Origin of the sequence: Bacillus fonticola (assembly GCF_012955605.1) — a bacterium.
In the GTDB taxonomy this organism is placed as follows: Bacteria; Bacillota; Bacilli; order Bacillales; family JC228; genus Bacillus_CG; species Bacillus_CG fonticola.
In genome coordinates this window covers 1,128,702-1,154,084 of sequence record NZ_CP052135.1, presented here as the reverse complement: position 1 = coordinate 1,154,084, position 25,383 = coordinate 1,128,702, and the positions used below count along the sequence as shown (strand labels likewise).

26 protein-coding genes are annotated in these 25,383 nt (G+C 45.0%); 7 read left to right on the top strand and 19 right to left on the bottom strand.

Going from position 1 to position 25,383, the window contains the following annotated elements; genetic code table 11:
• Positions 1 to 98: 98 nt before the first annotated feature.
• From HHK01_RS05680 to HHK01_RS05670, 3 genes are all read right to left on the bottom strand, one after another.
• Positions 99 to 260, bottom strand: a complete 162-nt coding sequence (locus tag HHK01_RS05680; RefSeq protein ID WP_170005847.1) for a hypothetical protein — start codon at positions 258 to 260, stop codon at positions 99 to 101.
• Between the two features lie 61 nt (positions 261 to 321).
• Entirely contained in the window at positions 322 to 1,062 is a 741-nt protein-coding gene (locus HHK01_RS05675) for a DUF3993 domain-containing protein (RefSeq protein ID WP_170006820.1), read from the bottom strand.
• Between the two features lie 211 nt (positions 1,063 to 1,273).
• Positions 1,274 to 1,513: a hypothetical protein gene (locus HHK01_RS05670; RefSeq protein WP_170006819.1), complete on the bottom strand. Its 240-nt coding sequence runs from the start codon at positions 1,511 to 1,513 to the stop codon at positions 1,274 to 1,276.
• A 162-nt stretch (positions 1,514 to 1,675) separates the two neighbouring features.
• Between HHK01_RS05670 and HHK01_RS05665 the strand changes: the two genes are divergently transcribed.
• Positions 1,676 to 2,392, top strand: a complete 717-nt coding sequence (locus HHK01_RS05665; protein WP_170006818.1) for a C39 family peptidase — start codon at positions 1,676 to 1,678, stop codon at positions 2,390 to 2,392.
• 738 nt (positions 2,393 to 3,130) lie between these two features.
• Here the strand turns inward: HHK01_RS05665 and HHK01_RS05660 are convergent.
• Positions 3,131 to 3,343, bottom strand: a complete 213-nt coding sequence (locus HHK01_RS05660; protein ID WP_170006816.1) for a hypothetical protein — start codon at positions 3,341 to 3,343, stop codon at positions 3,131 to 3,133.
• Positions 3,344 to 3,529: 186 nt separating this feature from the next.
• On the opposite strand from HHK01_RS05660, the gene HHK01_RS05655 reads away from it, so the two are divergent.
• Positions 3,530 to 4,402, top strand: coding sequence for a metallophosphoesterase (locus tag HHK01_RS05655; RefSeq protein WP_170006814.1), 873 nt, complete (start codon positions 3,530 to 3,532; stop codon positions 4,400 to 4,402).
• Positions 4,403 to 4,429: 27 nt separating this feature from the next.
• Here HHK01_RS05655 and HHK01_RS05650 read toward each other — a convergent pair whose 3' ends face one another.
• The 6 genes from HHK01_RS05650 to HHK01_RS05625 all read right to left on the bottom strand — a co-directional run bounded on the left by HHK01_RS05650 (position 4,430) and on the right by HHK01_RS05625 (position 13,054).
• Positions 4,430 to 5,017 (bottom strand): hypothetical protein, encoded by a 588-nt coding sequence (locus tag HHK01_RS05650; protein ID WP_170006812.1) that lies wholly within the window; start codon positions 5,015 to 5,017, stop codon positions 4,430 to 4,432.
• 15 nt (positions 5,018 to 5,032) lie between these two features.
• Positions 5,033 to 7,159 carry an EAL domain-containing protein gene (locus tag HHK01_RS05645; protein WP_170006811.1) on the bottom strand — a complete coding sequence of 709 codons (2,127 nt, stop codon included), beginning with the start codon at positions 7,157 to 7,159 and terminating at the stop codon, positions 5,033 to 5,035.
• 93 nt (positions 7,160 to 7,252) lie between these two features.
• Complete coding sequence (locus tag HHK01_RS05640) at positions 7,253 to 10,381, bottom strand: MMPL family transporter (RefSeq protein ID WP_170006810.1); 3,129 nt, start codon at positions 10,379 to 10,381, stop codon at positions 7,253 to 7,255.
• Positions 10,378 to 10,827 (bottom strand): MarR family winged helix-turn-helix transcriptional regulator, encoded by a 450-nt coding sequence (locus tag HHK01_RS05635; protein ID WP_170006808.1) that lies wholly within the window; start codon positions 10,825 to 10,827, stop codon positions 10,378 to 10,380. Before HHK01_RS05635 ends, HHK01_RS05640 begins: the two co-directional genes overlap by 4 nt.
• 182 nt (positions 10,828 to 11,009) lie before the next feature.
• Positions 11,010 to 12,056, bottom strand: coding sequence for a FecCD family ABC transporter permease (locus HHK01_RS05630; protein WP_170006806.1), 1,047 nt, complete (start codon positions 12,054 to 12,056; stop codon positions 11,010 to 11,012).
• Complete coding sequence (locus tag HHK01_RS05625; RefSeq protein WP_194241284.1) at positions 12,053 to 13,054, bottom strand: FecCD family ABC transporter permease; 1,002 nt, start codon at positions 13,052 to 13,054, stop codon at positions 12,053 to 12,055. The genes HHK01_RS05630 and HHK01_RS05625 overlap by 4 nt, the downstream gene beginning before the upstream one ends.
• Before the next feature lie 167 nt (positions 13,055 to 13,221).
• On the opposite strand from HHK01_RS05625, the gene HHK01_RS05620 reads away from it, so the two are divergent.
• Positions 13,222 to 14,202 carry an ABC transporter substrate-binding protein gene (locus HHK01_RS05620; protein WP_228027670.1) on the top strand — a complete coding sequence of 327 codons (981 nt, stop codon included), beginning with the start codon at positions 13,222 to 13,224 and terminating at the stop codon, positions 14,200 to 14,202.
• Positions 14,203 to 14,581: 379 nt separating this feature from the next.
• On the opposite strand, the gene HHK01_RS05615 is transcribed toward HHK01_RS05620, so the two are convergent.
• Both HHK01_RS05615 and HHK01_RS05610 read right to left on the bottom strand, forming a co-directional pair.
• On the bottom strand, positions 14,582 to 14,941 hold the full coding sequence (locus tag HHK01_RS05615) for a fluoride efflux transporter FluC (RefSeq protein ID WP_170006804.1): 360 nt from the start codon (positions 14,939 to 14,941) through the stop codon (positions 14,582 to 14,584).
• On the bottom strand, positions 14,938 to 15,315 hold the full coding sequence (locus HHK01_RS05610) for a fluoride efflux transporter FluC (RefSeq protein ID WP_170006803.1): 378 nt from the start codon (positions 15,313 to 15,315) through the stop codon (positions 14,938 to 14,940). Before HHK01_RS05610 ends, HHK01_RS05615 begins: the two co-directional genes overlap by 4 nt.
• Before the next feature lie 176 nt (positions 15,316 to 15,491).
• Between HHK01_RS05610 and HHK01_RS05605 the strand changes: the two genes are divergently transcribed.
• Both HHK01_RS05605 and HHK01_RS05600 read left to right on the top strand, forming a co-directional pair.
• Complete coding sequence (locus tag HHK01_RS05605; RefSeq protein WP_407646936.1) at positions 15,492 to 15,695, top strand: hypothetical protein; 204 nt, start codon at positions 15,492 to 15,494, stop codon at positions 15,693 to 15,695.
• Between the two features lie 128 nt (positions 15,696 to 15,823).
• The gene (locus tag HHK01_RS05600; RefSeq protein WP_170006802.1) at positions 15,824 to 16,309 is read left to right on the top strand and encodes a YkyB family protein; all 486 of its coding nucleotides are present in this window, start codon (positions 15,824 to 15,826) and stop codon (positions 16,307 to 16,309) included.
• Positions 16,310 to 16,426: 117 nt separating this feature from the next.
• Here HHK01_RS05600 and HHK01_RS05595 read toward each other — a convergent pair whose 3' ends face one another.
• The 4 genes from HHK01_RS05595 to corA all read right to left on the bottom strand — a co-directional run bounded on the left by HHK01_RS05595 (position 16,427) and on the right by corA (position 20,572).
• On the bottom strand, positions 16,427 to 17,326 hold the full coding sequence (locus HHK01_RS05595) for a chemotaxis protein (protein ID WP_170006800.1): 900 nt from the start codon (positions 17,324 to 17,326) through the stop codon (positions 16,427 to 16,429).
• Positions 17,327 to 17,464: 138 nt separating this feature from the next.
• Positions 17,465 to 17,908, bottom strand: a complete 444-nt coding sequence (locus HHK01_RS05590) for a TlpA family protein disulfide reductase (protein WP_170006799.1) — start codon at positions 17,906 to 17,908, stop codon at positions 17,465 to 17,467.
• A 154-nt stretch (positions 17,909 to 18,062) separates the two neighbouring features.
• A complete protein-coding gene (locus HHK01_RS05585; RefSeq protein WP_228027669.1) occupies positions 18,063 to 19,364 on the bottom strand; it encodes an MFS transporter in 1,302 nt (433 codons plus the stop codon).
• A gap of 194 nt (positions 19,365 to 19,558) precedes the next feature.
• Positions 19,559 to 20,572: a magnesium/cobalt transporter CorA gene (gene corA / locus HHK01_RS05580; protein WP_170006797.1), complete on the bottom strand. Its 1,014-nt coding sequence runs from the start codon at positions 20,570 to 20,572 to the stop codon at positions 19,559 to 19,561.
• A gap of 89 nt (positions 20,573 to 20,661) precedes the next feature.
• Here corA and HHK01_RS05575 point away from each other — a divergent pair, with 89 nt between their 5' ends.
• On the top strand, positions 20,662 to 21,819 hold the full coding sequence (locus HHK01_RS05575; protein WP_170006796.1) for an aminotransferase class I/II-fold pyridoxal phosphate-dependent enzyme: 1,158 nt from the start codon (positions 20,662 to 20,664) through the stop codon (positions 21,817 to 21,819).
• A 320-nt stretch (positions 21,820 to 22,139) separates the two neighbouring features.
• Here the strand turns inward: HHK01_RS05575 and ptsP are convergent, their stop codons facing one another.
• Both ptsP and HHK01_RS05565 read right to left on the bottom strand, forming a co-directional pair.
• Positions 22,140 to 23,855: a phosphoenolpyruvate--protein phosphotransferase gene (gene ptsP / locus HHK01_RS05570; RefSeq protein ID WP_170006795.1), complete on the bottom strand. Its 1,716-nt coding sequence runs from the start codon at positions 23,853 to 23,855 to the stop codon at positions 22,140 to 22,142.
• Positions 23,855 to 24,121: a phosphocarrier protein HPr gene (locus tag HHK01_RS05565; protein WP_170006794.1), complete on the bottom strand. Its 267-nt coding sequence runs from the start codon at positions 24,119 to 24,121 to the stop codon at positions 23,855 to 23,857. The genes ptsP and HHK01_RS05565 overlap by 1 nt, the downstream gene beginning before the upstream one ends.
• Positions 24,122 to 24,382: 261 nt before the next feature.
• Here HHK01_RS05565 and HHK01_RS05560 point away from each other — a divergent pair, with 261 nt between their 5' ends.
• Positions 24,383 to 24,547: a hypothetical protein gene (locus tag HHK01_RS05560; RefSeq protein ID WP_170006793.1), complete on the top strand. Its 165-nt coding sequence runs from the start codon at positions 24,383 to 24,385 to the stop codon at positions 24,545 to 24,547.
• A 163-nt stretch (positions 24,548 to 24,710) separates the two neighbouring features.
• Here HHK01_RS05560 and HHK01_RS05550 read toward each other — a convergent pair whose 3' ends face one another.
• Positions 24,711 to 25,307, bottom strand: a complete 597-nt coding sequence (locus tag HHK01_RS05550; protein ID WP_170006792.1) for a cell wall hydrolase — start codon at positions 25,305 to 25,307, stop codon at positions 24,711 to 24,713.
• Between the last annotated feature and the right edge of the window lie 76 nt (positions 25,308 to 25,383).

Here is a 25,383-nt window from a genome sequence, read left to right as displayed (position 1 = left end):
TGACAAAAAATGCCACACGCCCGTTGAAAGCAGATCTGTTCAGGTATCCATCATACAATGGAGGTTCACTTATTTACCCACTTCTAGTGTATCACAATTTACCCTTGTCTGAATCGTCCTTTATCTGTTTCAATATTTTTCACTTCATAGTCACACCCACGACAATGGAAAATAACATTTTGATTAGACTGAGCGGTTAATGCTTTGTTTAACTCTTCTTCTTGAAAGCAACGCGGACACTTCACACGTGGCATCATCATGATCACCTCATGTAAAGTGTCCGCAAATAAGACAACAGTTATTCTTAGGGAATCCTCAAACTTAAACGAACCAGCTCAACACACGAAATGCGGAGAATGTAGTTGAAAACCAATCGCTCCACCGCTCTTGTATATTTCCCCAAATGCTACTGGTCGTTGTTTCACGAGAATCGGGATTTTGATTTTGATTGGGTTTGGGTTCTGGTTCTGTTTCTGGTTCTGGTTCTGGTTCGGGTTTGGCTTTGCGGTCGGTTGCTGCCTCGATCTCGCGTTCCTGTAAGGCTTCACCTGTGCCTTGCTCCTGCACCCATTCTTCGCCCGTTTTTCCTGGAAAATAATCTGAAAGGACGTACTCCCCCGTCACGCTTTGTGAAAGCTCGACTGCATAAAGAGGAGAACCGGCATAAAAATCGCCTGAAAACGTTTCCCCCACGTATACCGTTGATCCCCCATCGACACTGATTACTTTGGCGTTCTCAGTGAAAAACGGCACATATCCATAGCCAAAATCTGTACCAAACGTCATGTACTGTCCTTCTACATACCGGACATGCTCCTCAATAAACGTTTTCCTAACATCAGGCGCAAGAACATCTCCTAAAATCGAAAAAATTTCGTCCATTTCACGCGGTTTTTCCGTAAGCAAAATTTGCACATCACGTATCTCGTCCAACCTTTTCGTTAGCGCAGCGTGATCCACGTCCCCTTCACTAGCATTTACTCGATTTGCAAAACTAAAAGTCGTGATCAGAAGAACAATACACAACCATCCAACCACAGATTGACGAATTTTGCTCATCATACACCGCTCCTTCACCTGTCATATGCTTATTGTATCAACGAAAGAACGTCGAATTGACGGAATCGTTCGCAAAATAGTGACGGATTGTGAGCAGAAGTGACACAATTTGAAAGCGAATGATTTGAACATTGTCTAAACGTAGGGATTATTTGCGTTCGGAAGGGAGCATCTCATGAAATGCTTCGGATTCGAAAATGCTCCTTAGTCACCATTAAGCCGGGCTTATATAGGCCGTGTACATAATGAATGCAAGGATGAGTACCGTTGCAATTATGAACGCCAAAAAAACAGGATTTCGAACGTATGTGTGCTCCTGTACTTCTTGTGAGATCTCTGAATCCAAATCGCCCTTCAATGATTTTTGACTTTTCGCCACAGACAACGTGTAAACAAGCGAAAAGATAGCGATGACTACAGCAGCTATAGACAAAATCATCATAAAAATACTCATGCGAACGCCTCCTTCACTACATGTGTAATGTAGGTTACTTTTAGCTAATTTGTGTGCAGCTATGCGTCAAATGGACTGCCAAATTCGTACAACTACTTCTATGCTTTATTGCTAATAAGCAGACGGCTCAACACACACACTAACCAGTAAGGAGGAGGGCTTATGAAAGCAATTATTTTGCTCCTTGCCGCTATTTGTCTTCTTGGCTGTCAAGACGAAACGAATGCGACAATCTTACCTGAAGATGAGGCAAAAGGAATGCCTGTTGACATGCCTGCCCCAGAAAAAAAGGCACTCGATGTACCGCTAATCTTGCAAAACCCTGAACTCCGTTACGGATGCGAAGTCACGTCGACAGCAATGATGCTCCAATATGCAGGCGTATCCGTTGGGAAAATGGAGCTTTATAGACAGGTCGAAAAAGATACTACACCGCTCGTCAAACGAAATGGAAATATCATTCGGTGGGGAGATCCGCAAAATGGATTTATCGGGGACATGACTGGAAAAACACCCGGGTATGCTGTCTTTGACAAGCCTATAGAAGCACTCGTAAATCGTTACGTGCCCGCATTGAATTTGACTGGAGAAAACTTCTCTGCAATCATCGATCACGTCGGCAAAGGATACCCCGTTGTCGTCTGGACTACAGGCGATTACAAAACACCCGACCGCCCGGAAAGCTGGAAAGTCGGAAACAAAGTACTACACACACCACTCGATCTACACGCAGTCGTTCTCGTTGGCTACACAAAAGACCTTGTGTACATTAACGACCCACTATCAGGCAAAAAGAACGTCCGCGTTAACCGAAAACAATTTGAACAAACATGGAAGGCGATGCAATCCCGTGCCGTTTCGTATAATGGGACACCGTAATGATTAAGACTGCGGAACGTAATCTTAGGGGGAACTGGTGCTGAGTCTGCGTATTCTCCCGCTGAGTCTGCGCATTCCCCGCTGAGTCTGCGTATTCCCCGCTGAGTCTGCGTATTTCCCGCTGAGTCTGCGCATTCTCCGCTGAGTCTGCACATTTCCCGCTGAGTCTGCGCATCCCCCGCTGAGTCTGCGTATTCTCCGCTGAGTCTGCGTATTCTCCGCTGAGTCTGCGTATTCTCCGCTGAGTCTGCGTATTCTCCGCTGAGTCTGCGCATTCTCCGCTGAGTCTGCGTATTCCCCGCTGAGTCTGCACATTTCCCGCTGAGTCTGCGCATCCCCCGCTGAGTCTGCACATTTCCCGCTGAGTCTGCGCATTCCCCGCTGAGTCTGCGCATTCCCCGCTGAGTCTGCGTATTCCCCGCTGAGTCTGCGCATTTCCCGCTGAGTCTGCGCATTCCCCGCTGAGTCTGCGCATTTCCCGCTGAGTCTGCGCATTCCCCGCTGAGTCTGCGTATTCTCCGCTGAGTCTGCGCATTCTCCGCTGAGTCTGCGTATTCCCCGCTGAGTCTGCGCATTTCCCGCTGAGTCTGCGCATTCCCCGCTGAGTCTGCGTATTCTCCGCTGAGTCTGCGCATTCTCCGAGGAGTCTGCGTGTTTCTCGCGGAATTTTCGGGGCAATCAAAAAGAGGGTGCGGGATTTCCCCCGTCACCCCTCTAAGTATTAAAATGAATATTACCCTAGTTTGTTCGGTCTGCTATGGCTTGGTGTAGCTTTGCCAGGGTGCGCATGAGTGTTCGTTCCTTATCATACCCGTAGCATGTTACATCCACATCTAGTAATCTAGCATCGACCCGGCCGCGTCCTGCATGGGAAGAAAACCCTTTAAACGTACAAACGATGTGGCCGACTCCACTAGGAATTAACAAAATTTCCAGCTGCTTATTTGTCATTTGCCACACTCTCCTTTTTCTAATCAAAACATAACCAGATTGTTTAACGCAATAAAAAATTGAAAGGGTGGAGGAAGTTTCTAAAAATATCTCCGGAAAGACAACAAACTAGCGGCTTCAACTCCTCCCACCTCTCCCTCCTTTTGTGTTAGGATAGGGAAAACGAGAAAAGGTTGGACTTCCACCATGTCAGAGAAACTCTCGCGCAGGTCTTTTTTAAAACGCACGCTATGGACGCTTGGCACGACGGCAGCCATCGGTTCTGGTGGATATAATTACGCTAACAAGTTGGAGCCAAAGTGGGTAGAGGTGACCAACCGGACGCTTTCTCATCCACAAATCCCTCCCGCCTTGTACGGAATGACGATTGCTCAATTTAGCGACACTCATATCGGCTTTCAGTACACTCTTCAAGAACTTGAGAACATTGTAGAGCGGATTACCGATTACCAACCCGATCTCATTGTATTTACAGGTGATTTATTAGATGAACCTAACAAGTACGACAATCCCGAACGAGTGGTTCCTATTTTAAAAAAGTTGTCTGCTCCGCTCGGCACCTTTGCCATCTACGGCAACCATGACCATGGTGGCTATGGAACGGACTTGTATGCGCAGCTTATGCAGCAAAGTGGGTTTTCTTTACTTCAAAATGAATCGGTGCGCATCGATGCAAACAGCACCTCTTTTTGGATGGGTGGTCTCGATGACGCGATGCTAGGACGTCCAGACATTAAGGCTGTTGCTGACCACATGCCAAGTGACGGATTCCGCCTATTACTTAGTCACGCTCCAGACGTCGCGGTTGCTGCGAAGCGATTTGGCTTTCACATTCAGCTAAGTGGGCATAGTCACGGTGGGCAAGTAAAACTTCCGTTCGTTGGAGCACTAGTAAAGCCTCCACTTGCTGAGGAATATTATGAAGGATCTTACGAGGTGGGAGAGGGCGAACCTCTTTACTTATATGTAAATCGAGGATTAGGCACAACAAGACTGCCATTTCGTTTTCTAGCCAGACCTGAGCTTACATTTTTTACTTTAGATAAGGAAAAAAGGTGAGAGGGCGAAAAGTTGCCCCTCACCTTTTTATTGATTCGACGGATTCCCGCTCCCTGATCGCGGATATATTCTCCTGATCGCGGATATATTCCCCTGACCGCGGATATATTCCTCTGATCGCGGATATCTGCCTCTGATCGCGGATATATTCCTCTGATCGCGGATATATTCCCCTGTTCGCGGATATATTCCCCTGTTCGCGGATATATTCCCCTGTTCGCGGATATATTCCCCTGTTCGCGGATATATTCCCCTGTTCGCGGATATATTCCTCTGATCGCGGATATATTCCCCTGTTCGCGGATATATTCCCCTGTTCGCGGATATATTCCCCTGATCGCGGATATATTCCCCTGATCGCGGATATATTCTCCTGATCGCGGATATCCGCCTCTGACCGCGGATATATTCCTCTGACCGCGGATATATTCCTCTGACCGCGGATATATTCCTCTGACCGCGGATATATTCCCCTGATCGCGGATATATTCCCCTGACCGCGGATATCTGCCCCTGACCGCGGATATATTCCTCTGACCGCGGATATCTGCCCCTGACCGCGGATATATTCCTCTGACCGCGGATATATTCCCCTGTTCGCGGATATCTGCTCAACTGACTTCCGTTTTTTTATGTCGCATATAACAAAAATTGCTCTTGAATCTCATCCGCGTGTAATGGGCGGCTGAAGTAGAATCCTTGTGCTTTTTGGCAGTTTGCTTGTTGTAGAAAATCGACTTGTTGGACTAGTTCTACTCCTTCGGCAATCACTTCCAAACCTAGTGCCTGTGCTAAGTGGATGATTGTCGTCGTGATGGCTGCATTTTTCTTATCTGTGAGAATTTCTCGTACGAAAGATTGATCGATTTTTAAGATATCTAGTGGGAATTGTTTTAAATAATTCAACGATGAGTATCCTTTTCCGAAATCATCTACTGAGATCGTTAAGCCGATTGATTTTAGGCGATGCAGGATTTGGATCGTTTCTTCCGTGTCTTGCATGGCGCCTTCTGTAATTTCAATTTCCAGTCTCCCTGGATCAATGTTGTATTTAGTTAATTTTCTTTCAATCCGTTGCGGTAAGTCGTGTTGTTGAAATTGCTTTGGTGATAAATTGACGGCGACACGCACCGGTTCAAATCCGCTCCTCTTCCATTCTGCTAGCTGGCGACACACCTCTTCAAATACCCAATCACCAATCGGTAAAATCAAGCCTGTTTCTTCTGCAAGCATAATGAAGTCTCCCGGTGACACATTTCCGAGTTCACGGCTCCGCCACCTTAGCAGTGCCTCAAAGCTCGAAATCTTTCCATCCAGCAAGTTCACTTGGGGCTGGTAGTGTATTTCAAATTCGCCCCTCACAAGCGCTTTTCTTAAGTGACTCTCCATAGAAACAACGTTTGCCATCGGGTAAGACATATTCAATTTATAAAACTGATAGTGGCCTCTTCCCTTTTGCTTAACGCGATGGAGGGCGGCATCAGCACGCATTAACAGCATCTCCGCATCGTCCCCGTCTTCCGGATACAAACTTATCCCCATACTCGGGGTTACATACGTTTCTTGACCCACAAGAACAAATGGCTCTTGGAACGCATCTAATATACGATCTGCTGTGCGTGTAGTCTGGTCTTTGTCAGCGTTGAACATAAACAGGATAAACTCGTCTCCGCCTTGTCGATATACAACAGCCTCTTCCGACACAACACTCCGCAGACGATCGGCAACCGTTTGAAGAAGCAAATCTCCAGCCGAATGGCCAAACGTATCATTGAAATATTTAAACCTATCTAAGTCTATCGTCAGTATGGCAAATCGTTGTGTACGAATAGCATCTTCTGTTAGCGTGCGATCCATGTCAATCAACAGCTTCTTACGATTGTATAGACCCGTTAGCTGGTCATGGTAGGCCATATGACGAATTTTTCGGATTTGATCCATTTGTGGCTCCACATCACGGAAAATTAAATACGCACCAATCGTTTCTTTCTTCACGATGATGGGAACGATCTTGTACTGACAATTTATTTCTTTGTTGGACGGATGATGAAAACGACAATCGAAGTTCTCGGTAGCTGTTCCGTGCAATGTTTGTTCGAAATGGCGAGAAAATGTCACATAATCCTGTGCATTCATCAGTTCGTCAATTGATTTTCCTACTAAAGCGTTCTTACACTGTTCAAGAAGGGCATGGGCATTGGGGTTCGCTTGAATGATCACACCGTCTTTATCTAGCGAAAGAATCGCATCTAAATTGTGGTCAAACATGGAGCGATACCGTTCTTCATTTTCAGCTAATGCGTCTTCCCTTAACACCGTTTCTGTCACATCCCGTGTGACGGCAACGACTGTGTATACCTCCCCCTGCTCATTAAACACAGGGGTGAGGATGGTTTCTCCATAAAAAGTCCAATCTGCGTATACGTTCAGATCACGATATTGAACGGGTCTTTTTTCTCTACACACCTTTTCGTATTGTTGCTGTAGCTCATTTGCTTTTTCTTCTGGGAGGGCTTCCTGCAATAAAGAACCCATATCTTCTAATGTTAACTCTGTACGTTGCAGTCCACTTTCGTTTGCAAACAAGTAACGAAAAACTAGACCTCGTTCTACCTTCATAACAAAAAGCATGTCTTTTATGTGCTTGAAGGTGATGTCAAAAAACAACTTTTCCACATCTTGTTCTATTGACGAAGCTTGTAGCCAAGCTTCATTCCGATGCTTCAACTGGTCCATCCAATCATCCTTTACCTTCAAACCCCTAAATATCAGGACTTTTTTGTCTTCGTACTCGTTATATCGTACAAAGACCGCACATCTTTAGAGGAATTTCCTAAATATCGACAAAATTCACCCTTGGATTGATGTGGAGGTAGAAACATGATCCGTTTCACTACGAGATTTACGATTCATAAACGCAATAACAGCAGGTACAAACAGCGGCAAAAAGACAACTGCGTACAACAACAAACCTGTCAACACAACGGTTGCTATTTGTAGAAGTGATAGGACGCCACTTGGAATCATCGCAGCAAACGTTCCTCCAAGAATAACAGCGGCACTCAAAATGACACCGCCCATTTTGGTTAGTGCAAGTCGAATCGCTTCTGTTGGTGACATCTCCTTGTACTCTTTCATTCGTTCTAACAAGAAAATAGAGTAGTCTACACCGAGCGCCATCAGCATGACAAATCCAAAGAAAGGTACCGTCCAGCTAAGGCCTGGATAGCCCATTCCTGCTGTAAATATCCACTCAGCCACGGCAAGAGAGGTCCAGTACGTCACGAGCAGCGATGCAAGTACAGTAAGGGTAAGTGCGATAGAGCGAAACAACAGCCATAATACGATTGCGATCGCCACCGTCATAAAAATAATCGTCCGGACATAATCTGCAGATGAAACGGCTTGTAAGTCGGCGTTTTCACTCGTTACGCCACCTATTGCCACCTTAGCGTCTTCAAAAGGGGTGCCACGTAATGACACTTTGATTGTGTCCTCTATATTAGCGATAATAGCCATTGCTTCCTCACTGTACGGATCCTCTTGCAAAACAACGTCCATAGTCATGAGCTTTCGATCTGGTGAGGTGTATTGGTCAAAAAGTGGTTGAACTTCCTCACTATCCAGTACGTCTTCAGGTACGTAGACGTATGAAGGGCTTTGTTGATCGCTGACGCCTTGTAAGTAGCCACCCGCTTCTTCCAGTCCGTCACGAACGAGCGTCATCCCACTCACACTCTCTTCCAGACCATTCGTTAATTGCGCTAAGTCTCCTTGTAAGCCAGCCATGCCTGTTTGAAATTGTTGCTGTCCTGAAGAAATGGTCGTTAGTCCTTCTGCGAGCTGAGGAAGCTGTGCGATGATCTCCGCTTGACCAATAGACAAGTTTTCTAACCCCGCTTGGAAAGCTCCTAGTTCATCAGTGACACGCGCTAGTCCTTCAGACATACGTTGCTGTCCGGCTGCAAAAGTAGCAAGTTGTGTTGCTCCTTCCTGCAAAGAAGTATTCACCGCCTGCAATTGCTCGTTGACAGCCACAAAGGTTCTTCGTGCTGTTTCCATTTGTCTTGCTAGCGACGCAAGTCCTTCTTTTACTTGTTGGAACGAGTCATCTTGTTCCAATTCAGGATAACGCTCTTCAACTTCTGCAAGTTGTTCTGACAGTGTCACTGCAGAGTTTGTCATTTCTTCAAAGTTGTCCGCAATCGAAACGTATTGCGTAGACAACGTCGTCAACCCTTCTGTCGCTTGACTGATGCCCACTGCAAGTTGCTCGGCACCTACCGCTAATTCGGCTGCACTTTCTTCAAGTACAGAGAGGCCTTGCGCTAATTGCTGTGATCCTTCTACGCCTTGACGACCACCTTCGTATAACTGTTCTAAACCATTTTGCAAAGCTAAAACACCGGAGCGAACGTCACCAGTTCCAGACACGAGCTGACTAAGCTGAGAGACAGCCGTTTCCAGTTCTGGTTGCGAATCACTTAGCTCATCTTGGGCAGTCTGAAGACCTGAGGTAATCTCCCCAAGGCCAGTGCTCCCATCAGATAATCCTGACTCCACTTCACCCATTTGCGCTTGAAGCGTCAAATCTTCTAAACTTTCACCGAGTGGACGAGTCAAGCTGCGGACACGATCCACACCCGGAACGACTGCTAGATTGCTAGTCAACTCATCTACGTACGGTAGCCAATCTGCTTGTTGAAAAGATTCACTCGTCTCCAACACGACTTGTGTGGCAAACGTTTCTCCAGGTGCGTAATGGTCACTAATCACTTGAAACGCATAAGAAGATTCCACATCATCGCCAATTTCATCCATCGAATTAAAGGATAAATTACCGTCGTAGCTCCACAACACTGGCACGAGGACAATGGCCATGAACAGCAGTGTGAGCAGTGGCTTCCCTGTTGAAAAGGTCCCAATTGCCTTCCAAAGACGACTTTCCCCATGACCACTTTGACCTGAGAAAGGCCAAAATAAGCGGTTGCCTGCTACTTTGAGGAAAAACGGAACAAGGGTGAATAAAGCGACTAATAAACACGCGATTCCGACAGCTACTGCTACGGCAGATTGGTACAAAGAGAATTGCGAAAATCCGATCGAAATAAAGCCAATTAAAACGGCTATACCACTATATAAAACGGTCTTTCCAGCGTGATGAAACGTCACAAGGATCGCTTCGTCCGTGGACAGTCCGTTTGCTAGTTCTTCCTTATAACGACTCAACAACAAAATACAATAGTCTGTTCCGATCCCAAAAAGAATAGCTACCATGAACGTTTGTGTGAAGGTCGAAACAGGAAATGAAAACTGATCAATTAAAATCGCTACGATCGATTGGCTGACGATATATGTCACACCCACTGTTAGTAATGGGACAAGTGGTGCCACAAAGGAGCGAAAAACGACTAACAACACGATGAGGATAAATGCTACCGTTAGCCACTCTGTTTTTTTTAAACCTTCTTCAGAATTGGAAATCACGTCATCATTGATCAAGCGCTCACCGGTTACGTACGATTCCACCCCATCTGTTTCGAGCTGAGCACGTAACGTCTTGACAGTCTCTTCTGTGGCGTCATCCACCGTCACCATCGCTAACATGGTCGTTCCATCTTCACTTTCCAATTGCGAAGCCACTTCCTCGCCATCTAAAGAACTTGTCAACGATTGTAGGCGGATGTCGTTGCCGTTTTTTTGCAAAGAAGTTAATGTCGCTAGGATCGCCGCACGATTATCTGCTGTAAGACCCTCTTCTTTTGTAAACACAGCAATAAGGGCATCCCCACCCTCTTCTTCACCTTGATGCTCCTCTAAAAGCTCCCTGGCTTCCGAAGATGGATACCCTTCTGGAACTGAAATTTGCCCTTGTTCTCTTACTAAATTTTGCATGGAAGGGGCTAGTATCGTCAGGAGAACGCCGACAACGATCCACATGCAAATAAATCCCCATCTCCACGTAAGTAAACGCTTCATGCTTTGTCTCCTCTCTTTTCAATTACTCGTAAAATTTTCTCATAAATGGCTAAAAAGGAATGGAGCTCATCTTCAGTTAACTCCTGTATATACGTGCCTACAAATTCCTCAACCTTTTGCTGAGCCAGCGCATGAACCCTTACCCCTTCTGAAGTAATGCTAATTGTATACACTCTTCCATCCTTGGCGTCTCGCTTGCGATCGACGTACCCTTTTGCTTGAAGTCGATCAAGCTTGGCTGTAATCGCACTTTTGTTGACTCTTAATTGCGTCGCTAATTCGGTTGGACGCAAGGGACCGTCTGTTACAAGCTGTCTAAGCAGGCAAAATTGTTCAAAACTAACCTCCTCCAACGTCTCTGTAATCAACTCAGAGATGTGCTTCACTGCAAACACGTGCACTGTCGCATACTGCTCTATAAACTTCTTTAATGTTTGTTCATTCAATGTGCGGTCACTCCTTTGTATACGAATTATTCACCCTATGAACTATGAATTTATAGTACACCCTATGAACTACTTTTCAAGTTTACACACGTCTGTCATTTGCCGTCAAGCTTTCCTATTTGTTTTTCGAAGTATATCTCTGAAAAAGTAAAAGGCCCTTATCACAGTAAGGACCTGACGTACTATTTCGATCGCGTCAGCAAATAAATAAAGTAAGGAGCACCAATGGCGGCTGTAAATACACCTGCTGGTACTTCTAGTGGTAAAAACAGTGTCCGACCAATTAAGTCAGCAACCATCACGAGCAGAGCACCTAAAAACGCAGAGGTTGGTAACAGAGCACCGTATGACGAACCGACAATTCTTCTTGCCATGTGGGGAGCAATCAATCCCACAAACCCAATTCCTCCTGCAAAGGCAACCGCTGTTCCGACGAGAGCTGTGCTTACTAATAGCAACAGAAGGCGCTGTTGCTGCAACCTATTGCCAAGTCCGATGACCACATCATCTCCGAGTTCCTGGACGGTTAAATGGCGAGCAGAGAAAAAGGCAATCCCGCATAAGGCAATGATGATCGGGGCGATGATGACGACCTGACTCCAGTTTGAACCATTCACTGTACCCGTAATCCAAATGTTCGCTTGGCTCGCTTGGTAGATGGGTCCTAAAATCATAAACATCGTTTTAAACGCATCTAATAGGGCTGATATTCCAATTCCAATTAGAATGAGCCGCAATGGGGCAACTCCTTCTTTCCACGAAAATACATAAACGAGTATTGTGGCAACCAACGCCCCGATAAACGCCGCAACCGGAAGCCACTGGATGCTTACGGTTAATGAGTTATTTTCGTCACTAAACAAAGCAAGAAAGGCAACGACAGACAGACTCGCTCCGGCCGTAATGCCAATAATGTCTGGTGAAGCAAGTGGGTTCCGAACCATCGCCTGTAAAATGGCGCCTGCTACGGACAATCCGATGCCGACGAATAGGGCAATGAGAATACGAGGCATTCGAAAATCCAGCACAACCAGTCTGTTGAAATCATCGCCTCCTCCTAACAAAACATTGGCAACTTGCAGTGGAGAAACTCTCGCATCGCCCAATCCAGCACTTATAAGGATAGCGACCATCGTCATGGCAAGTAATATACCGATGATCCATAATGATTTTAATTCTACTAGAAAAGAGAGTCTTTCTTTTAGCAAGCGAATACGGATGTACTTCATTTTGCCGTCAACCCCTTTCTTGCTACGTAAATGAAGAAAGGAGTCCCAATAACCGCAGTCATCACGCCGACCGGAACCTCTTGAGGCATAATCAAATAGCGTGCTCCTACGTCAGCAATAGTAAGGAGAATTCCTCCGAGAAGTCCAGAAAGTGGGATCAACCATTTATGATCGATACCGATTAGCTTACGGGCGATATGTGGAATGATGATCCCAATAAAACCGATGGGCCCTGCCACTGCCACTGCTCCACCCGCCAGTAAAATGACAACGACACCTGTTGCCAGCTTTACAACCCCTGTAGAAACTCCTAATCCTTTGGCGACGTCTTCTCCCATAGCGAGCGCGTTCAATTTGCCTGCTAACAAGAAAGCACTTAACCACCCTACAACAAAGTAAGGAAGCACTGACAAGAGAATATCAATACTCCTGCCTTGTACAGAACCAGCTAACCAAAAGAGGACTTGTTCGAGCGTTGACTCACTTAATACTAAAATTCCTTGCGTAAACGAGGAAAACATGGCGGCCATTGCTGCGCCAGCGAGCGTAATTTTGATTGGGGTAAGTCCTTCCCTACCTATCGAGCTAATGGCGTAAACCGTTACACCGGCTACGGTTGCGCCTAAAAAAGCAATCCAGGCAAAAGCTTGTAAATGAGTCACCTGAAAAAAACTAACGGCAAAGACGACCGCAAACCCAGCTCCAGCGTTGATTCCTAGTATGCTAGGGGAAGCGAGTGCGTTATTTGTAAGAGTTTGCATGAGAACGCCAGCCATCGCTAAACTCGCTCCTACAGCTGCAGCGATAAGCGATCGCGGTATACGTAATTCTTGAATAATAATTTGTTCATTTGACCCATCAAAACGAACAAATGAGTCTATCGTCATAGACAAAGACGTATTTGTATAACCTAGCACAATACTCATAAGCATAGCGATGAGTAAGATAACAGTACATACGATCAGTAATAGAATTGGGTGGCGTTGAATTTGGCGCATCGTGTCTCCTCTCCATTCTCTTTTTTTAGTCTACTTATCAATTGAATCGTCGTCAATGACTATGAGAATCAATTTCAAAATAGCATTGACAGACTACTAGCGAAAAATTTATAATGAGTGAATAATGATAATGATTTTCATTTATAATGAGCTTGGAGGAGAAAAATTTGCGAAAGAAAACGCTTTGGTATTTTGTCGGATTTGTATCTTTGTTACTATTACTTGCAGGTTGCGGAACGGCTAATAATGAGCCTGACACACAAGGAAGTAGTAACGAAGCAACCCGTGAAGAAAGCTACACGGTCAAACATGCAATGGGAGAAACAACGATTGAAGGCACACCAGAGAAAGTCGTCATCCTAACAAATGAAGGAACAGAAGCACTCCTTTCTATGGGAGTCACACCCATCGGTGCCGTTCAATCTTGGTCAGCTGACGGTGAGTGGTTTGACCACATTGCCGCAGACATGGAAGGTGTAGAAATTGTCGGTACTGAAAGTGAGCTCAACCTAGAAGCCATCGCCAAATTACAACCGGACTTGATTATCGGAAACAAAATGCGCCAAGAAAAAAGCTACGAACAGTTAAGTAAAATTGCACCGACCGTATTTGCCGAAACGCTTCGTGGCAACTGGAAGGAAAACTTCACTTTGTATGCTGAGGCGTTAAATAAGCAGGAAGAAGGGGAAGAAGTCATAAACGCTTACGACACACGAATTGAAGACATTCAGACAGCATTAGGCGAGAGTGTCAATCAAGAAGTATCTGTCGTTCGCTTTTTAGGACAAGATGTACGCATTTACCACAAAGATTCTTTCTCGGGCGTCATATTAGAACAACTTGGAATGGCAAGACCTGCGGAACAAGATAAAGAAGACTTCGCTGAGAAAGGGGTAACGAAAGAACGGATCCCTGCGATGGAAGGCGACGTCATGTTTTACTTTACTTACGAAACAGGTGACGGCGAAGCGACTTCAGTCGAGGAAGAGTGGATAAACGACCCCCTTTTCAAAAACCTTGAAGTCGCCAAGTCTGGGAAAGTGTATAAAGTGAGTGACGCCATCTGGAACACAGCAGGAGGCGTTATCGCAGCCAACCTCGTGTTGGACGACATTGAATCCTACCTAGTAGAGGGTAGCGAACAATAAAAAGCCTAAAAGAGGATGTTCAAAAAGTCCGGGAAACATAGCTGTCGAATTTCTTCGTCAGCTTGCTCCTCCGCTCCTCACGTATTCACACATACGCTCCGGTGCTCGGAGACTGCGCTTCCTCGAACTTCCCGGCTCTTTTTGTCCTCCTTTTTGAACGCGCACTAAAAGACTGCCTAGGAAATTTTCTAGGCAGTCTTTATTTTGTAAACCTGGCTTTTGAGCTGATTCTCTCACCCATGAGCCGGTTCCGCGGGTCTAGCTTCCGGTTCGGTGTTCAATTTGCGGTTTCCGCGTTCTATCCGCCGGTTTATCCACCCTAACTTCAAATCAGTAAGTGTTGATCGGTGGTTTTAGATGAAATGGAAATTACTAATCATTAGTACAACTCGGCTCCCCCACCAATCCACGTGCCAAGCAGTAACATCCCTATACTTCCACCTACAGAGATAACCCCGTACCCAAAGCGTAATCCGGTCGTCTGCAAAGATTTCCTTTGCACAATGTCTAAGGCAAATGAGCTAAAGGTTGTCAGGCCACCACAGAAACCGATTAGAAAAAACGTCTCCCATACGCCAGTGAACACCATGACGCCTACTCCTAAAAGAAATGAGCCAAGGAGATTGACAACAATGGTACCTACTTCACTCGGAAATGAGCGCCTCTTCACAAGTTGAATCAGGCCATGTCTAATAATCGATCCGATGCCCCCTCCAATGAAAACGAGCAGTATACTCATTGCACTTCCCCCTCTTGTTCAACAACTTGGAAAGATTTCGCTAGTTTTTGTCCTCCATACACTGCGATTAATCCAAGGAAAATCGTGCCCACTACATATAAGAATACCGTATCCCATTCACCTGCGCGCATTTGACCCACCACTTCAAAAGAGAACGTAGACATCGTCGTAAAGCCTCCACAAAAGCCCGTCATCCATATAAAGCGTGAAGCCGAAGAAAGAAGCCACACTGACAAAAAGCCAATCACAAAACTGCCAAGTACGTTAATAAATAAAGTCGCAAACGGGAAAGTTCCCACTTGAAAAATCGAGAACACATCTCGCAACACGGCTCCCGCTCCGGCTGCTAAAAAAAAGGCTACATATAATCTCATTCCATTCCTTCCTTCTGTGAATAGCTATGACACTTTCCCATCACCATCTAGTCAGTCGCCCGTTTTTTTGTACGTTACGGAGGACATGCGCCAATTCGCTCCGTTCCTCCATACACTATTATTGACAAAATTTCAAAGTTGGCAAGAGAAAGATATTTTAGAGAGGAGGAGCCTAAGTGCACCCGATGTATATACCTTACCGTACAACACACCCCCGTAACAATGAACGCTATTTTCCGTTTCTTCCCTTTGTCACAGGATTAGCGCTCGGGCCACTGCTAGTTTCACCATGGTTATACGGGGGAGGCTATTACAGACCACCTTACTACCCTCCGTATCCGTACTACGGGCCTACTGTTCCATATAGACCACATTGGTAAATGTAAACCTTCTGAGGTTAGATTCTTTGTCTATCTAGCCTCATCTTACTTTTTTGTATGGATTTTCTGGAAATCTTCTTGTACAATGAAGTGGACAAATATTCTAAAAAGGAGAAAGGAGCGTTGCAATGGGACACGAATCATCCCATCGCCCACACCCAACTAAACCCCTTACTGTGGACAACCTCACGCAGGCGATCTTCACCGTGAACCGCCACGCGAAAACCGCTATTAACCCGAAGTATTTATACTTGCTTAAACAAAGAACCATCGAAAAGCTGCTAAAGGAAGGAAAAGCGGAGAAAGTAGGTTTACATTTTTCTCGTAATCCACGGTTCGCTAAACAGCAATCCGACTGCCTCATCCGTTGTGGGAACTACACTTTTCACGTACCCCCAACGAAAGAAGATTTTCAGACGTTACCACACTTAGGTCAACTAGAAACATCTGTCCGCAATCCGAAATCGGCTCTAAATTTATCAGAAGCGAAGGTCCTCTTAGAGAAATACACAGGAATGAAAGAAAAAACTCCTACTAACGGTCCTAGACAAGGAAGACGCGCCCCTGCTTACCAAAGACCCGTTTTTAAACCTCTAGGTGAACGCTACGAATAATTTATAAACCCCTTTTGCTTAGGCAAAGGGGGTTTATTTTGAATGTTTCACATAAGATGGTACGCAAAAAAGCGGACTTTACCTGCCTTTTTGCGTACGTTATGCATCGATGTGTCCCTACTTGTTCACAAACAATCTATCCAAATTCGCTACGAGCTTATTAATTTCTGGCTTACTCACTTGGGCATCTGCTCCTACAGCTTCTCCCTTATGGCGAAGACCTTCTGTAATGAGTGAAGAGAAAATAATAACAGGTAATGCGCGTAAGGACGCGTGATCCTTCATTCGTTTCGTTACGTGATGTCCATCCATTTTTGGCATTTCGATGTCTGTAATGACACCGTCTACGTGCTCAGACACGTGCTCCCCAAGTGATTCCAATTGCTCTATCAACTCGGCGCCATTCTCAAACATCGTCACTCGTTCGTACCCTGCTTCCTGAAGCGTGCTCAAGAGAAGCTGCTGAAGAAGTGGAGAATCTTCCGCTACGTACAAACGAATTTTGCCCCGCTGCGTTCGATCTCCTTCTTTGGCATACACAAACTTCATGCCATTATCCATTTGAATGGACGTCACAATTTGCTCAAAGTCAAGTAATAATACAAGATGATCTTCTCTTTCGATGACACCGATCACTTGATTTTTTACACCCCGTTGAACTTCAGAAGGCTTCTTCATCTCCTCCCAGCTCACTTGGTCGATTTGTTGCACTTGATGAACGACAAACACATACGTTTGCAAATTAAACTCTGCTACGATCCACTTCTCTTCTTCCTGAGGTGGCGCCTGCACCCCAAGCACTTTAGAGAGATCAATAATCGGTAATATATCGCCACGCAACTGCATCATCCCACGAACATGCTTGTGTGCATGCGGAATTTTAGTCGACTTTTTCGGAGTAAGCACTTCGCGAACCTTCATCACGTTGATGCCATATAAGTTCTCTCCAACAGTAAACTGTACAATCTCCAGTTCATTTGTACCAGACTCTGTAAGAATAGATCGTTTTTCCTCCATGACTGCTTCATCCTTCCTTAAACCACTCTTTGGAGGAACTACTTGTAAATCATTGGACAGCGAAAAAAATCCTCCATCTATAAAATAGATCGGAGGATTTCCTAAAATGTTAAGTTCATTCTCTTCATTAGAACCCTTTTATGCTTCGTCCAAAACGCGGCCAAGTCGTTTGCGGAGCATCTTCATCCCGCTTCCACCTGCCTGAAAATGACGAAGTTTTCCTTCTTTATCAAACACATAGTACGCAGGTACGTATTGATTTTCAAACACATCTGTTAATTTGTGGTCACTGTCAACAAAAATGGATTGGCTAATATCGTGTTCAGCTGCCGTTTGTTCAATAACCCCCATGTCCAGATCTTTTTCAGAGCGAGGCATATGCACAGATACAACGTTTAAATCTTCCTTATGTTCATCTCTCAGCTCATTCACTTCCGGCATAGCCTCCTTACAAAGGTGGCAACTAACTGACCAGAAGTGAATCAGTGTAGGCTTCTCACCAATAAGCTCTTCCTTTGTCACTTGTCCGTTAAGCCAAGCAGTTTCTCCAGTCAATTCAGGCATTGGTTCACGTAGTTTCATCGTAAAAGTCTCTCCTTTTATGTTGACTATTTCATAATAATTATTATTAACAAATACAAACTATATTATATGAGTACGTAGCAAAAACTTCAACTCTTATGCTTACCTATTCACTAGAAGGCCATACAAATGAACCGTTTACACCCTGAATAGATCAATCTGACATGGTGGATTCGTCTTCCCGAATTCTTTCTAAGAATATAAGACCAAGGACAGTTAATACGATTAAGGAACCTAAGGCTGTTCTGCTCGCGATGTTTCCATAGTCAGCCAGTGCCCATGTAATCGAACCATAGAGCACCGGACCAACGATTGAAGACACTTTGCCCGAGAAAGCAAACAAACCGAAAAACTGGCCGCGCTTTGCTTCTGGTGTCAGCTCGACAATGTACGCGCGCGACGTCACCCATGTAGAACCTAAAGCGACTCCGAACAAACTTCCTGCAATCCAAAACATCCACTCTTCTACAGCAAAAGTTCCGATACTTAACGCCACAATGAGCAGATAGGCTACGATCCGCACACTCACTTTCGGCCCTTTAGCTTTGGCGATAAATCCAAAGACAAAAGCTCCAATAATACTCGACACAGTACTCACGAGATAAAGCAAAATAAATTGACTCGTCGTGAAGCCGACAATCGCTTTCGCATAGACCGCCATCATCGCAATGGTCGTGGCAATCGCATCATTCAAGAAAAAATATGCAATCATAAACAAAAAGATTGATCGATACTTACGCATGTCTTGTATCGTTGTGGCAATCTCTTTATACCCCGAAAAGAAAGGCTTCTTCTCTACTACTTCTTTCTTCTTCTCTTTTGACCAAAAGAGAATCGGTAAAGAGAACACGAAGAACAAAATAGCAGTTGGAATAAATGCCTTCGAAAAGTCACCATCCCCTACATACAAATAAACAGATAGCCCAACTAGTGTGCCCATATAACCAACAGCCACGCCAAATCCGGAAATAAGCGGGATTTCCTTCTTCTCGCCAAGGTCACTAATCATCGAATCATAAAATACTTGGCTTGACTGGAAAGTAAACTTGGCGAAAACAAAGCACAGAATGACGAGCAACAGCGTAACAGGTAAAGCAAACAGTTCCCTACCCGTTTCCCAACTAGCAAATAATCCCATCCCGGCCGTTAACAGGGTAGTGAACACCATAAAGATAAAGATTGGTCTTTTTTTTCGTCCCGTTCTGTCAATCGACACCCCATATAGCGGCGAAAACAACACGAGTAACAAACTACCTAACGCATTTGCGTAAGAAATCCACGTGCTCGAAATTTGGTTCAATTGCTCACTCGTTCCCACCGTCTCCTGCAAATAAAATGGAAAGAAGATCGTCGTAATGTTGGAAGAAAAAATAGTGCTCGCAAAATCGAATAAGGCCCAAGAAAAAATCGGTAATGAGAAATAAAGCGCCTTCCAACTTCTCTCTGTTCTTTCCATGTAAAACACCCCTCCCATCAGCTCATTTCCTTCATTATACGAGCATTCTCCAGAAATAGGGCGCGTTTACAAAATATTTATACAAAGTTACCAAAGAACGAAGGTGCTATCCTCAGATGACGAGCTCCCATTCTTGATCGGTTCGTCTATAGGTGCTCACCCCTCCAATTCGTAGTACCCTATCCCGCGTCCGGTCATCTAGGGGGCGGTCTGCGAAATGTGACGCGGCGCTTTCTCTTTTGCTTAGCAGCCCGTCCTATTCGAAACCAGCCTTTCCGTTGAAAAAATAACGTGAACACAAGAGCAATCACCAACATGAAGGCTAGCACCAATGGATAGCCGTATGGAAGCTGTAACTCAGGCATATTCACAAAGTTCATACCGTACACGCCGGCAACAAACGTTAAAGGCATAAATATAGTGGTGATCACCGTTAAAGTCATCATAATTGAATTCATTTTGTCGGAGTTGATCGACAGGTAGTTGTCGCGAATGTCTGCAGAAAATTCACGAAACGATTCCAACATTTCAACTAAGGTGATGAGATGATCGTAAACATCTTGGTAGAACAAGCGCCTTTCCTTTGAAACAGGCGAGCGCTCGGTATACAGCATTCTGTAGAGAACGTCACGCATCGGCAACACAGTGCGTCTTATTTTTGACATGTACACTCGAGTGTCAAACAAACGCTCCATCAGTTCTTGTGTATCTTCACCTCCACGGTTATCTTCTATCGCATTTAAATCGTCCTCAACTCGATACACTGCGGGAAAATAATCGTCCACCATTCGGTCAATGACCTCGTGCAAGACGGTCATAGGTCCGCGCTGCAAGTCTTCACTTTTTTTGATTTTGTGCCAAACATTTTGCACGTCTCGGAGTGCGTCATAGTGAAATGTTACTAAATAGTTCGAGGAAACGAAGCAGTTCAGTTCTAAGCTGTCTAACGTTTTTTGATGGAGAGCGTGAAATACAAAAAACGTGTAGCCGTCGTACACATCCATTTTCGGTCGCTGAACGTATTTCTCTACGCAGTCTTCTACAGAGAGAGGATGAAAACGGAACTTCTTTTGCAACGTTTGTTGTTCTTCTACTGTTGGTTGAGAATAATCCACCCAGTACCAAGCGATATCCGGTGATTGCAATCGTTTCCATCCGACACTCGTTTCAACCGTTCCATCTTTCCATATCGCGATCGTTTGGATCAAAGTAACTCCTCCCTTCTATCTTTTTACTTTCCCGTGCTACAATGAATGAAACGAATGAATCTACTGTCATATAGCAAAGGAGCCTGACTATGGAAAATCGTCTTAATCCCACTGTGCATGAACTTAAAATCTCCGGTATTCGTCAGTTTTTCCAAAAGGTGGCCCAATATGAAAACGTGTTAAATTGTACGATTGGTTTACCTGATTTTCATACACCCGACCACATTAAACAAGCGACAAAACAGGCTGTCGATGAAAACGCAACTACATACACTCCAAACGCCGGCAGACTTGATCTAAGGGAAGCGGCGTGTGCATATGGGATACAAAAATACGGCTATGACTATGACCCTTTGACAGAAGTGATCGTGACAGTCGGTGCTTCACAAGCATTGGATGTGGCGTTACGGACGGTTGTTTCGCCAGGCGATGAAGTGCTTTTGCCCGCGCCCATTTATCCGGGTTACGAGCCGCTTATTCGATTAGCAGGTGGACACCCAGTCTTTCTTGATGTAAAGGATACGGGGTTTCGATTGAGCGCTCAATCAGTACAGCAAGCGATCACAGAAAAGACGAAGGCACTCATTTTACCCTATCCTTCCAATCCAACTGGCACCACGATGCAAGAACACGACCTAAAAGAGCTTGCCGATTGTTTACGTGGCACAGATATCTTTGTCATAGCTGATGAGATTTATAGTGAGCTCGTCTATGAGTACCCCCACGTATCGATTTCCAGCTATTTACGTGAGCAAACACTTGTCATTAACGGTCTTAGCAAATCTCACGCCATGACAGGTTATCGCGTTGGTTTGCTATTCGGACCGGCGTCTATCTTACAACATTGCTTGAAAGTACACCAATATAACGTTAGCTGTGCTTCCTCTGTCTCGCAAAGGGCGGCACTTACGGCACTTACAGTTGGAGTGAATGACGCCTTTGAAATGAGAGAAGTTTACAAAAAACGGCGCGATCTGTGTATGAATTTGTTGACTCAGTGGAGTGTTGAAGTAGCACCTCCAGACGGCGCATTCTATCTGTTTATCAAAACACCTTCCGTTGATTCCACAGCGTTTTGTAATTATTTACTAGAAACGGAGCGCGTGGCTGTCGTCCCTGGAGATGCCTTTTCTTCATTCGGTCAAGGATATATTCGCCTATCGTACGCAAGCCACGAAAACGTATTAATGGAAGCATTGCGCCGAATGAAACCCTACTTAACCGGAGAAAAAGTGGTGCCATCATGACCTACAGAGAAACGTTTTTTTGTTCGCAAACCGAAGACACCGGCTAAGCAGATTACGGTACGCCTATATAGGAAAGAGGATCGCCGGGCGCTTCGGAAAATTCAAGAGGAGTCGTTTCCACCCTTCCCTTCCGATTATTTGTTTACAGAAGGGGGGAATCGGTCCCACTCTCAGATTACTTTTACCTCTAAATTCAATGCAAAAAGACGAACTCCATAGCGGAATTCGTCTTTTTAATCTATTCACCATTGGGGGGAATGGTAGTAACTACTTATTTACACTTTACCCATCCCAACTAGTGACTAAACGAGTACAAAGGCCTATTTTAGTCTTTGTTCAACTAATTTTTCTACTTCGTCTGCTGTTCCGAGTGTCAGTGCTTCTTGTGCGATTGCTTGCATGTCGCTTCGTTTCACACCGCGAATAAAGGAGCGAGCACGCAAAATCGATGTAGCGCTCATGGAGAATTCATCCAGCCCGAGTCCAAGCAAAATTGGAATGGCGGTAATGTCTCCGGCCATCTCGCCACACATCCCTGCCCATTTGCCTTCTTTGTGCGCCGCTTCGATCACGCGGTTCACGAGGTTCAAAATCGCTGGGTGGTAAGGCTGATACAAGTAAGAAACCCGCTCGTTCATTCGGTCGGCAGCCAATGTGTATTGGATCAAATCGTTCGTCCCTATACTGAAGAAATCGACTTCTTTGGCAAATTGGTCTGCAATGACTGCGGTCGACGGGATCTCCACCATGATTCCAACCTCAATCCCCTCGGCAACCTCTACGCCTGCCTTTTGAAGTCCAGCCTTTTCCTCTTCCAACATCGCTTTCGCTTGTCTGAATTCTTCCAACGTAGCAATCATTGGGAACATAATTTTTAAGTTTCCATATGTGCTCGCACGTAGCAAAGCTCGTAGCTGCGTTCGGAAAATGGTTTGCTCTTCTAAGCATAGGCGAATTGCACGGAAACCAAGAAACGGATTCATTTCTTCAGGCAAGTGCAAGTACGGTAACTCTTTGTCCCCACCAATATCTAACGTACGGACGACGACAGGTTTGCCTGTCAATCCGCTTAAAACCGCTTTGTACGCCTCAAACTGCTCGTCCTCTGAAGGGAGTTCGTCTCTCCCCATGTACAAAAATTCCGTGCGATACAAGCCGACGCCTTCTCCACCGTTCTCCTTGACACCGTCTAAATCTTTAGGTGTTCCGATGTTTGCAACGAGTTCAACTTCGTAGTCATCCTTCGTTACGGATGGCTCATTCACTAGTTTTGCCCATTCGGCTTTCTTACTGTCCCACTCCGTTTGCTTCGCTTCATACGCTTTCAAAACTTCCGCTGTTGGGTTGATATAGACTTCCCCTTCAATGCCGTCCACGATGATCACATCACCGTTTTCCACTTCAGAAGTAACCGTCTTCGTTCCCACAACAGCTGGAATCTCTAACGAGCGCGCCATGATAGCGGAGTGAGACGTACGACCACCGATATTTGTCGTAAAGCCTTTGACAAACTCTTTATTTAACTGGGCTGTATCTGAAGGTGTTAAATCTTCGCCAATGATCACCACTTCTTCAGCAATCATGCTCGGATTCGGTAATTCTACCGATAACAAGCGAGCAATTACACGCTTCGTCACATCTTTAATATCACTTGCACGTTCTTTCATATAGTCGTTTTCCATTTGTTCGAACATCTGCACAAATTGATCCGCAGTTTCCTTCATGGCAAATTCCGCATTCACACCACTACTTTGTACACGGTCTTTTACAGGATTTAGAAACTCCGGATCGCTTAATACAAGTAGATGCGCTTCAAAAATAGCGGCCTTGTCTTCACCTAATTCTTCTTTTGCTCGATCACGAATGGCTTCAAGTTCCTTCTTGGCTGTTTGAATTGCTTCCTCAAAACGGGAAACCTCTTGCTCACGGTCGTTGACTTCCTTTTGTTTCACAGTGAGGTCAGGCTCTACTAGTCGGTATGCCTTCGCAATTGCAATCCCGTTCGAGGCAGCAATCCCTTTTAGTAGGGAAGACATTACTCCGCGAGCCCTTCTTTTTTCAAAGTTTCGTCGAGCGTATGGAGGGCTTCGTCTTGATCGGAACCTTCTGCAGAAATGGTAATTTGAGCGTCTTTTCCCACGCCTAGGCTCATCACGCCCATAATCGACTTCAAGTTTACTTTTTTACCTTTGTATTCTAAGTTGATTTCAGAGTCAAATTTACTTGCTGCTTGCACAAGAAGTGTAGCAGGACGCGCATGCAAACCTGTTTCTGCAATAATTGTAAATGTTTTTTCTGCCATGAGAAAAAAACCCCTTCCTTCTCTATGTAAATGTTAGCTCAGCATTAAACGTATCCAAAACGACACGTTTCGTCAACTCTTGAAGCTGATTTTCACTCATTTTTTAGTGTAAGCGGTATCATTTTTTTCATGCATAAAGGTTTTCATCCATAAGTACTTTTTTTGACTTACACACACTCACTGTCCCCCACTCATCTAGGTAATCAATCATCATTTTGTGTCATAGACTAAAGATACTCTACAAAAAGAGGGTGTTATGCTATGTCACAAGTTGTCCCTGTTTTGATTTATGCAGTCGGTATTTTAACCTTTAGTTTGATCGTACTTCGTTCTAAACCAGTTCAGCAGTTCGATGAGCAACGAGGTGAGTCTCCAAACGTCATCCCTACGCCTAGATCACACCAAAGCTATCACGATCCCTCATAAATCATTTTACGTGTCATTCCACCATCAACTATAAGCTCTGCCCCCGTCACAAATGTTTGTCCTGGTTGAAACAGATGAGTAGCCCCCGCTCTGGACTTTCCGCGCCAAACCTTAAAAAACACTTTGCGCATAAACTAACTATGCACAAAGTGTCCGCAAGACATTATTTTGCAAAGCGGTGGTTGCCGATGGTGGTCGTTGTTTCTCTACTAAACACCCAATCACTCGTAGAAGTAGCAGGGTTATAAAAATAAAGAGATCCTAATCCTTGTCCTTCCATCGCAACCGCTTCTTTAACGGCTTTTTTACTTTCTTCATCTGCAGCCTCGTTAATCGCACCATTCAATACCGGGGTGAACGCATAAGCTCCACCAACAACTTCATTGATAACACCGGAAATAGTATTTGGAAATTCATTACTGTTTACACGGTTTAATACGACGGTCGCTACAGCTACCTTCCCGGCGTACGACTCACCTTTCGCTTCTGCATTGACGAGTCGTGCAAGAAGCGAAAGTTCACTTGCTGTATACCCATCAGGAATGGAAAGGGATTGCCCTGGATAAATAACGTCTGTAGATAATTGATTGACTTGTTGAATGTCTTCGATGGATACGTCATACTGTTGGGCAATTTTCCAGATGGAGTCTCCCTTCTGAACTGTATAGCCACCGTTCGCTTCCGCTTGTGAAGTCACACTCATTATTGAAGCCCCTAGTAAAGCAACTGACACAAATGTTTTTACTTTTTTTGAAAGCATAGACTAGTACCTCCTAGAAGTTGATAAGTCTCTTGGGTAAGGGGGGGCTTACACAATTCCCCTCCGCTTGTTTGTC